Genomic DNA, 8,992 nt, shown 5'->3' on the forward strand with positions numbered 1-8,992 from the left:
AAATACTGACACGGAGCGTAGAACGCGCACCCGTCCGTGTCAAAAGGACGGGTGAGCGTCACCCTTTCCGGGAACCGGTCGTTGATTTTTCAGTGACACATGCGTCGGATACGCTCGGCGCACACTCGCACTCGAAGGGGGATTGGTGGTCGAGTACCGCAGCTTTCGCCTGCTGGCTTCACTGCCGCGCGCGCTCGGGGCGGGCCTGCGCCCGCACGTCGGGCACGCGGCGGCCTCGATGATCCAGGAGGTGCAGCGCACGGTGCCGGCCTACGGGCAGCCGCTCAAGGGCGTGTTCGGCAAGGTCCTGGTGAAGAGCGTCGAGTTCGCGGTGCAGCACTGCGTCGACTCGATGGGCGAGCCGGCGCTGGACCACGAGCACTGGATCGAGTTCTACCGCGGCCGCGGCCGGATCGAGTTCACCGAGGGCCGCAACCTCGACGCGCTGCAGGACAGCGCCACGATCGGGGCCCGGGTCGCCTGGCGCGCGATGCACCCGGGGGTGGTCGCGGCCGGCGTCGACCCGGCCGTCATCTCGGTCGCCGCGGAGGCCATCTTCGCCTACGTCGACGAGCTGTGCGCCACCGCGATCGAGGGCTACCAGCAGGCGCAGGCCGAGGCCGAGGGTGCGGTCCCGGTCCGGCGGAGGCGGCTGCTGGAGCTGATCGCGGGCGCCCCGGAAGGGTCGGCGAGCAGCATCGCGGGCCTGGCGGGCGGAGCGGGCTGGCCCCTGCCGGAGACGGCGGCGATGGTGGCCCTCGAGCGCGGCCCCGACGCGGCGGACTTCCCGGCGGACCTGCTCGGCGACGGCGTCCTCGCCGACCTCGACGGACCCGAGCCGTACCTCCTGACCGGCGACCCGGACGCCGACCTGGCCCCGCTCGCGGTGAAGCTGGACGGCTGGCGCGCGGCGGTCTCCCCGACGGTCCCCCTGGCCGACGCCCCGGCGGCCCTGCGCACGGCCCGGCGGGCGCTGCTGCTGTCCGGCCCGGACGTCCCCGGCCCGATCATCTGGTGCCGCGACCACCTGGCGACGCTCTGGCTCCTGGCCGAGGACTTCCTGGCGGCCGAGCTGGCCCGGCAGAGCCTGGACCCGTTCGCGTCGCTGAGCGAAAAGCAGCGCGACAGGCTGAGCGAGACCCTCCTGGCCTGGCTGGAGACACGCGGCGGCGCGCCGGAGATCGCCCAGCGGCTGGGGGTCCACCCGCAGACGGTCCGCAATCGCTTGCGCCAGCTGGAGGAGCTGTTCGGCGACCGGCTGAAGGACGCCGACGACCGCTTGGGCATGCAGCTGGCGTTGCGGGCGCAACGGCTGATGCGCGCCCACCGCCCTCCGGAGTCCTGACCGCCTGCCGCCTGCCGGCTGCCGGCTGCCGGCCCGCAGGTCCTCAAGCGCCCCAATGTGGCGTTGGGTGCGTCCAACGCACCGAACGCCACATTGGGTGCGTCAGATGCACCCAACGCCACATTGGGGCGCATGGGCCGCCTCCCCGACCCGCGCCGGGCCGCCCGAGCCGTGTCCCGATGCCACCACCCGGTCCAAGGTGCGCACCGGCATCGGCAGCACCCGCCGCCACGGGCGGCGACCCGGCCAAGCCGGCCGTGGGCCCTGGGGAACGAAATGAAAACTCGCGCGGCAGGACATCAGCGCGTCCGGTGCGTCATTGCGACCATGCCTTCGAGGATTACCGGATACCGACGGAATGTCGATACGCATTCCCGGTGACGTCGCGAAAACCCGCATGCACCGCCGCCTTTTCCCCAACGTTCTTGTCATGGCCGTCCGTGATTCTCCGGTGGTGGCGTTCACCACATCCGCGGCAGCAGTCGGATGCCCTAATTTCGGGTCCGCGAGAAAGGCCGCCCATGACCGTCAAAACCCTCATCCTGCACGGCCGCCGCATCCGGCTGCACGAGCACCTGCCACCCGCACATTCCGGCGACGAAGCGGTCGTGCTGCTGCACGGGATCGCCGGCAGCGCCGAAACCTGGGCGCCGGTGCTGGCCCGCTGCGATGGCCGCCGCGTGCTGGCGCTCGACCTGCCCGGCCACGGCGAATCCGAGGCACCCCGCGCCGACTACGGCCTCGGCGCGATGGCGAGCACCGTGCGGGACGTCCTGGCGGTGTCCGGCGTCAAGCACGCGACGATCGTCGGGCACTCGCTCGGCGGGGGCATCGCGCTGCAGTTCGCCTACCAATTCCCGGAGATGTGCGACCGCCTCGTCCTGGTGGGCAGCGCCGGCCTCGGGCCGGAGGTCAGCCCGGTGCTGCGGGCCGCCGCGCTGCCGGGCGCACCGGCCACAATGGCCCTCGCCGTCAACCGCGTGACCCTCGCGATCGCCCGGGCCGCAGCCCGGCTCGGACGCCGGTTGGGCGGGTCGCTCAAGCCCGAAACCCGGGAACTGGCCCGGCATTTCGGCTCACTGGCCGACCCGGCGCGGCGGCGGGCGTTCCTGTTCATCGCGCGCAGCCTGATCGACCTGCGCGGCCAGCGCGCGAGCGCCGTCGACAAGCTCTACCTCGCCGAAGCCGTGCCGGTGCTGCTGGTCTGGGGCGCGCGCGACCCGCTCATCCCGGTGGCGCACGGCCGCCGGACGGCCGCACTGCTGCCGGACAGCCGCTTGACCGTGCTGGAAAACGTGAAACACTTTCCGCACGTGGCCGAGCCGGATCGCTTCTGCGCCCTGCTCAACGAGTTCCTCACCGAGACCGCGCCCGCCCGGCTCACTCTCGACGACGTCGTCACGCGGCTGACAACCGAACGGCCACCCTCTGAAAAGTTGTCACGCGCGCACCATCGGCGCGCGCCGGAAGTGTCACCTCCTCTCGCGCCGTTCCACCCGTTCGGGTGTAGTCCGGACGGGTTACCGCAAAGTCAGCGGACAACCCGTTGACAGTGCCGTTCGCGCGAAATTATGTTGCCTGAGCCACAAAAACCGGATCGGCGTTCCCGCCGACGAGGCCGATTTTGTTGCCAGCAAGGATAAAACACATGACCGACGTGGACACCGGATTCGCCGCCCCCGTCCTGCGGGCCGGGCGGCCGAACTCCGGCGAGCGCACTCCCGGACCGGCCTACCGGCAGCAGTCCGTGTCGGCCGACCGGCCCCGGCCCGCCTACCCACCCGCCCCGCGCACCCCGGCGGATCCCCGGCACGGGCGCGCTTCCGGCGCGATCGGGCTGTGGGCGTCGCTGCCCCGCGAGCTGGCGGTCCGCTTCAAGCCGCGGGTCGACCCGCTCGCCCGCGCCATCCTGCAGGAGGTGCAGCGGGCGGTGCCCGAGTACCGCCAGCCGCTGGAGGGCGCGTTCGGGCACATCATCACGCAGGGTGTCCGGCAGTCGATCATCCAGTGCCTCGACAGTGTGGGCACCCCCGGTGCCGTCCCGCTCGAGACGTGGACGACCGTGTTCCGCAACCTCGGCAAAATCGAGTTCAACGAGGGCCGCAGCCTCGACTGCCTGCAGACCGCCTACCGGGTCGGCGGGCGGGTCGCGTGGCGGCACATCAGCGAGTTCGGGCAGAGCGCCGGCGTCTCCGCGGACACGCTCTGCACGAGCGCCGAAGCCATTTTCGCCTACGTCGACGAGATCTCCGCCCTCTCGATCGAGGGCTACACGGCGGCGCAGACGCGCGCGGCCGGCACCCGCGCCCGCCGCCGGAGACGGCTGCTGGAACTGCTGCTCGCCGACCCGCCGTCCGCGCCGCAGACCATCACCGCGCAGGCCGCCACGGCGCAGTGGCCCCTGCCGGCCGAAGTCACCGTCGTCGCCCTCGAACCACGCGCCGACCAGCACAGCCTGGCCGCGCCCGACCTGCACTCCGACGTCCTCGTGGACCTCGAAGGCAGCGAGCCGTGCCTGGTCACCGGTGCTCCGGAGAAGCACCTGAAGAACCTCGCCGAGCGGCTGCCGGGCTGGCGCGCGGTGATCGGCCCGGCCGTGCGGCTCACCGACGCGCCGCGCTCGTTGCTCTGGGCGCGTCGCACGCTGAAGCTCGTCCAACGCGGGGTGCTGCCGGACGCGCCGGTGACGCGCTGCACCGACCACCTGTCCACGCTCTGGCTGCTCGCCGACGAGTTCCTGGTCCGCGAGCTGTGCGCACGCAGCCTGCAGCCGTTCGAGGACCTCACGCCGAAGCAGCGCGCGCGGCTCGGCGAGACGCTGCTGATCTGGCTGCAGTCCCGCGGCAGCGCCCCCGAAATCGCGAAGAAGCTGAAGGTGCACCCGCAGACCGTCCGGTACCGGATGCACCAGCTCATCGATCTGTTCGGCGACCGGCTCGACAACGCCGACGACCGGCTCGACATGGAGATCGCGCTGCGCGCGGAGGCACTCCTCGGTTCCTGACTCCTCTTCCACAATGGGGTGGGCGATGACGGGACCGCCCGTCGAAACGAACTTCGGACCGATGCTCGGCGGCGACGGCCGGCCGGGACAGCTGTGGGCGATGCTCCCCCGCGAGCTGGCGGCGGTGTTCCGGCCGCGGCTGCTGGACGTCGCCGACGAGGTGCTGCGCGAGATCCAGCGGACCATCCCGGACTACGCGCGGCCCCTCGACGGGGCGTTCGGCAAGGCGCTGCGGGCCGGCGTCCAGGCGGCGATCCTGCAGTTCATCGACCGGATCGCGGCGTCCGGGCCGCTGCCGGAGGAGCGGCGCAGAGTGTTCGTCGGGCTCGGCGTGCACGAGCTCGCGCAGGGCCGCAACCTCGACGTCCTACAGGCGGCGTACCGGGTCGGCGCGCGGGTGACGTGGCGGCGGATGGCGGAGGTGGGGACGCGGGCCGGCGTCCCGTCGGCGACGCTGTGCCTGCTGGCCGAGGCGATCTTCGCCTACATCGACGAGCTGTCCGCGTTGTCGATCGAAGGGCACGCGGCGGCCCAGGCGCGGGCGGCGGGCGCGTTGGAACGGCGCCGGCGCCGGTTGCTGGACCTGCTGCTGGCGGACCCGCCGTCGCCGTCCCGGACGGTGCAGGAAGCGGCGACGGCGGCGGAGTGGCCGTTGCCGCACCGGCTCGTCGCGGTGGCGCTCGACGGCCCCGCCGACGTCACCGGGCTGGCCGCGCTGGAGGACTTCGAAGACGGCACCCCGCGGCTGCTGCTGCCGGCCCCGGCGGACCGGCGTGCGCTGACCGCGGCCCTGGCCGGCCACCGGGCGGCGGTGGGCCCGCCGGTCCCCCCGCGCCAGGCGGGCCGCTCGCTGGCGACGGCGCAGGAGGCGTTGCGGCTGGTGGCGGCGGAGGTCCTCCCGGACGAGCCGCTGACCTGGTGCGAAGACCACCTCGCGACGCTGTGGCTGCGCAAGGAGCCGTTCCTGGTGACGGAGGTGTCCCGGCGTCGTCTCGCCCCGCTGACGGCATTGACCCCGAAGCAGTACAACCGCCTGGCAGGGACGTTGCTCGCCTGGCTGGAGACGTGCGGCAACGTCCGCGAGGTCGCCGACCGCCTCGCGATCCACCCCCAGACGGTCCGCGCCCGCGCCCAGGAGCTGGAGACCCTGTTCGCCGAGAGCCTCCGCAACCCGGACGACCGCTTCGAGATGATCCTCGCCCTCCGCGCCACCCTCCCCTGACCCCGTGTCAGAGGGTGGCGAAGTAGGGGCGGGGGAGGTCGGGGAGGTGGGGGGTGCCGAGCTGGACGGTCGTGGCGGGGAGGCCACGGGAGCGGCGCCAGGCGGCGAAGGCGTCCAGCCAGGCGTCGGCGGTGGCGCGGGAGGTTTCGCCCGGGGCGCCGAACAACGCCGCGGCCGAGGTGGCCAGGAGCCACCAGTCCGGTGGGGTGTCCGCCGTCGCCTCGTGGAGGCGGCGGGCGCCCAGGACGCCGCGGTGCCAGGCGGCCGACGGGTCGTCGGTGAGGACGCCCGCCGCGTGGATGATGCCCCGCAGGGGCAGGCCGTCCGCGACGGCGGCCGCGACCAGCCGCTCCGCGACCCCCGGCTCGGCGATGTCGCCGGGGATCACCACCGCGTCGGGCACCCCCGCATGACGTCCACACAGGACGATCCGGGTGGCCCCCGTCCCGGCCAGCCACCGCGCGGCCGCGGGCCCGAGGCCGCCGGTGACCACGTACGCGCCGGGCCCGGTCGGCACGTCGGCCGCGAACGGGACGCGCGCCAGCCGTGCCGCGTACCGGACGTCGTGCCGCCAGCGGACTTCGTCGTCCGGGGCGTCCGAGCGCAGCTCGCGCACGAGGACGTCCACATCGGACCGCGCGTCGACGTCGACCAGGCTCGCCCGCAGCTGCGGCCGCTCGACCGCGAGCACCCGCACCAGCCCGCGCAGGAACGCCAGCCCCGGCTCCCCCGCCGCCTGCGTGACCAGGTGGAACCGGACGCCGAAGCCGAGCCGCGCGACCACCGACGACACCGAGAGCAACAGCTCCTGCGCGGCCTCCGGGTCGTGGTAGGCGTACGGCGACCCGGCGAGGTAGACCACGCCGCGCACCGGCCGTTCGGCCAGGAAGCCGGGCAGCTCGCCGAGGTCGTCGCGCGGCAGCGACAGCGCGTCGTCGCCCGCCGCGGCCAGGGCCAGGGCGAGCGCGACGGCCCGGCCGAGCGCCGCCGGGTGCTCGTCGGTGAGCAGCAGCCACGCTCCCGGACCAGCAGGCGAAAAAGGCGGCAACGGCACCTCCGGCCAGGTCACCTCGAACGACGACGTGGCGAACGGGACGCCCGGTGACAGCGCCCGCTCGGCCGGCCCGGTCACCACAGGCCGTCCCCGATGGAGGACTGCAGCACGACGACTCGGCGCAGCGTCAGCCCGTGCCGCGTGGACACCGCATGCCGCACCGCCCGCTCGACCTCGCCGCGCGGCGGGACGACGCCGTCGGCCAGTTCGAGCACCACCACGGCTTGGCCACCGGGTACGGCGAACGCCGACGCCGCGCGCGGCCGGATCGCCGGGTGCGCCTGCTCGGCCGTCGCTTCGAGGTCCTCCGGGCGGTGCCCGGCGACGAAGCTCCGGCCGGTGACGCACAGCTCGCCCGAGGCGTCCAGAAAACCCTGGTCACCGGTCCGCAGCCACCATCGCGGCTCGTCGTCGCCGACGATCCGGGCGCAGAAGACCCGCGCGGACTCCTCGGGCCGCCGCCAGTAGCCGCGGGCGACGTTCGGCCCGCTGACCCAGATTTCGCCGACCGGCCCCCGTCGTCCGTCGCGGTCGACGATCGCGACCTGCTGGCCGACCGGCCGTCCACAAGCGACCAGAGCGGTCGCTTCGGCGACGACGTAACACCTCGGCAGCGCCGCGGGAGCGGCCGCGTCGTTCACCACGGGCCGGCCGGTGACGATCGGGACCGCCACCCCGAGCACCAGCCCCAGCGGATCGCTCGGCGGCAGGCTCACCACGGTGGTCCGCCCCACCACCTGAGCCACCTGCCGGGCATTGGCCACGACGTTCGCGTGCGTGACCATCACCCCGCGCGGGTACTGCAGGTACGCGATGTCGTCGGGCACCGCCGGATACGAGGTGAAGCCGGGCGCGTCCGGAACGCCGTCCACGGCGAGCACCCGGTGCCCGCAGGTGTCCAAAGTGGCCAGGAACCGCCGGATCGCGGGCACGGTGGCCGCGGTCGCCAGCACGATCGACGGCTCGGCGTCGGCGAGCACACTCGCCCGGCGATCCGGCCCCGCCGGGATGGCGACCAGCCCGGCCCGCAGCGCGCCGAGGAACGCGACGACGTAGTCGGGCGACGGCTCGATGAGGATCGCCGCCCGCTGCCGCGGCTCGGTAACCCGGCGCAGGGCCGCGGCGATGGCGGTGACGCGCCGGTCCAGCTCGGCCCACGTCACGGTGACCGCCGGGGCGGTCCAGGACATGGCCGGCGCGTCAGCCGCCGCCGCGGCGCGTCCGGCCAGCAGCTCGGAGAGGGTCATGGGGTCCTCGCGCATGGTCAGGCCGCGGACATCCCGGTGACGCGCCACTTCCCGGCGACGCGCTCGGCCGTGACGCTCAACTGGGCGGCGCCGGTGCTCCGCTGGCCGTCGCCGCGCGTGCCGGTCTGGTCGAGGAACACCAGCAGCGCCGCGCGGTCGCCGTCGAGGAGCTTCACCCCGGACGCGACGGCGGTGGACGTCACCACGAGCTTCTGCTCGGCCGCCAGCTTCCGGACCTGCCCGAAGAGCTGTTCGTACTGCGCGAGCGCAGGCCCGGTCAGGACGTCCTTCGCCGCCTGTTCGCTCTTGGCCGGATCGTCGTAGCGGTAGGAGAAGACCGTGCCGAGCGCCGCGCTGACCTGCTTCGCGGCTTCACCCGTGCCGGCGACATCGGACAGCGCGCTGTTGTGCGCGACCGCCGCCTGCGTGCTCCGCGCTTCGAGGGCGAACCACACCGCGAGGCCCGCCATGAGCACGGCCACCACCGCGGGCACCACCCACACCCGCCGCCGTGCCCCGGTGGTCGTGAGTGGTAACGCGGGTTCTAACCCGCCTTGCCACTCACGACCGTCCGGGTCCGAGTGGTGGCGACCGGCGACCTTCACCGGGCGCTTCTTCGTCACTGTCTTCACGGTGCCTCCCCCACGGGTACCTGGCCGAGGCCGGTGACGCGCCAGCCGCCCGGCTCGCGGGTCAGGTCGGCCTGGAACCGGTTGCGTTTGGTCACGGCGTCGCCGCCGTCGGGCGCCACGACCAGTTCGACCGAGGCGATCAGCTTCGCCGTTCCCGCCCCGGTGTCCACTTCGGTCACCGCCGCGTCGGTCACCTTCCCGGTGGTGACGGTCTTCGCCTGGGCGATCCGGTCGAGGCTGCCCTGCCGGTCGGCCGCCAGCTCGTCGTGCAGCGCGCCGCCGGAGAGGTCCAGCCAGTGCTGGTACCCGGGTGCCGCCTGCCGGTAGTCCAAAGTGGTCAGTCCGGCGACCGCCGTCCGGCCCTCCTGCAGGGCTTCTTCCCGGACGACCGCACGCGCGACGCCATCGTCGTGCGCCGCCTGCCACCAGGTGAACCCCGACCACCCGGCCGCGACGGTCGCCAAGACCGCGGCCACCCACACAAGCAT

At 73.7% G+C, this 8,992-nt stretch carries 8 protein-coding genes; 4 read left to right on the forward strand and 4 right to left on the reverse strand.

Features of this window, described 5'->3' with window-relative positions; all coding sequences use genetic code 11:
- The first annotated feature begins 142 nt into the window (after nucleotides 1-142).
- The 4 genes from ACWEF6_RS02095 (at nucleotide 143) to ACWEF6_RS02110 (ending at nucleotide 5,571) form a co-directional block, all read left to right on the forward strand.
- A complete protein-coding gene (locus tag ACWEF6_RS02095; RefSeq protein ID WP_449681182.1) occupies nucleotides 143-1,345 on the forward strand; it encodes a PucR family transcriptional regulator in 1,203 nt (400 codons plus the stop codon).
- A 521-nt stretch (nucleotides 1,346-1,866) separates the two neighbouring features.
- Entirely contained in the window at nucleotides 1,867-2,895 is a 1,029-nt protein-coding gene (locus tag ACWEF6_RS02100; RefSeq protein ID WP_449681183.1) for an alpha/beta fold hydrolase, read from the forward strand.
- Between the two features lie 98 nt (nucleotides 2,896-2,993).
- On the forward strand, nucleotides 2,994-4,349 hold the full coding sequence (locus ACWEF6_RS02105; protein ID WP_449681184.1) for a helix-turn-helix domain-containing protein: 1,356 nt from the start codon (nucleotides 2,994-2,996) through the stop codon (nucleotides 4,347-4,349).
- A 25-nt stretch (nucleotides 4,350-4,374) separates the two neighbouring features.
- On the forward strand, nucleotides 4,375-5,571 hold the full coding sequence (locus tag ACWEF6_RS02110; protein WP_449681185.1) for a PucR family transcriptional regulator: 1,197 nt from the start codon (nucleotides 4,375-4,377) through the stop codon (nucleotides 5,569-5,571).
- Nucleotides 5,572-5,578: 7 nt separating this feature from the next.
- Here ACWEF6_RS02110 and ACWEF6_RS02115 read toward each other — a convergent pair whose 3' ends face one another.
- From ACWEF6_RS02115 to ACWEF6_RS02130, 4 genes are all read right to left on the reverse strand, one after another.
- The gene (locus ACWEF6_RS02115) at nucleotides 5,579-6,703 is read right to left on the reverse strand and encodes a KR domain-containing protein (protein WP_449681186.1); all 1,125 of its coding nucleotides are present in this window, start codon (nucleotides 6,701-6,703) and stop codon (nucleotides 5,579-5,581) included.
- Nucleotides 6,700-7,872: an AMP-binding protein gene (locus ACWEF6_RS02120; RefSeq protein WP_449681187.1), complete on the reverse strand. Its 1,173-nt coding sequence runs from the start codon at nucleotides 7,870-7,872 to the stop codon at nucleotides 6,700-6,702. The genes ACWEF6_RS02115 and ACWEF6_RS02120 overlap by 4 nt, the downstream gene beginning before the upstream one ends.
- A 17-nt stretch (nucleotides 7,873-7,889) precedes the next feature.
- On the reverse strand, nucleotides 7,890-8,366 hold the full coding sequence (locus ACWEF6_RS02125) for a hypothetical protein (protein WP_449681188.1): 477 nt from the start codon (nucleotides 8,364-8,366) through the stop codon (nucleotides 7,890-7,892).
- Between the two features lie 134 nt (nucleotides 8,367-8,500).
- Entirely contained in the window at nucleotides 8,501-8,992 is a 492-nt protein-coding gene (locus ACWEF6_RS02130) for a hypothetical protein (RefSeq protein WP_449681257.1), read from the reverse strand.

Source organism: Amycolatopsis sp. NPDC004772 (genome assembly GCF_053601215.1).

Bases quoted from the DNA above. Each gene is read 5' to 3' on its own strand.
- ACWEF6_RS02105 (WP_449681184.1), top strand. From the start codon at position 2,994: ATGACCGACGTGGACACCGGATTCGCCGCCCCCGTCCTGCGGGCCGGG.
- ACWEF6_RS02110 (WP_449681185.1), top strand. From the start codon at position 4,375: ATGACGGGACCGCCCGTCGAAACGAACTTCGGACCGATGCTCGGCGGC.
- ACWEF6_RS02120 (WP_449681187.1), bottom strand. From the start codon at position 7,872: ATGACCCTCTCCGAGCTGCTGGCCGGACGCGCCGCGGCGGCGGCTGAC.
- ACWEF6_RS02130 (WP_449681257.1), bottom strand. From the start codon at position 8,992: ATGCTTGTGTGGGTGGCCGCGGTCTTGGCGACCGTCGCGGCCGGGTGG.
- ACWEF6_RS02100 (WP_449681183.1), top strand. From the start codon at position 1,867: ATGACCGTCAAAACCCTCATCCTGCACGGCCGCCGCATCCGGCTGCAC.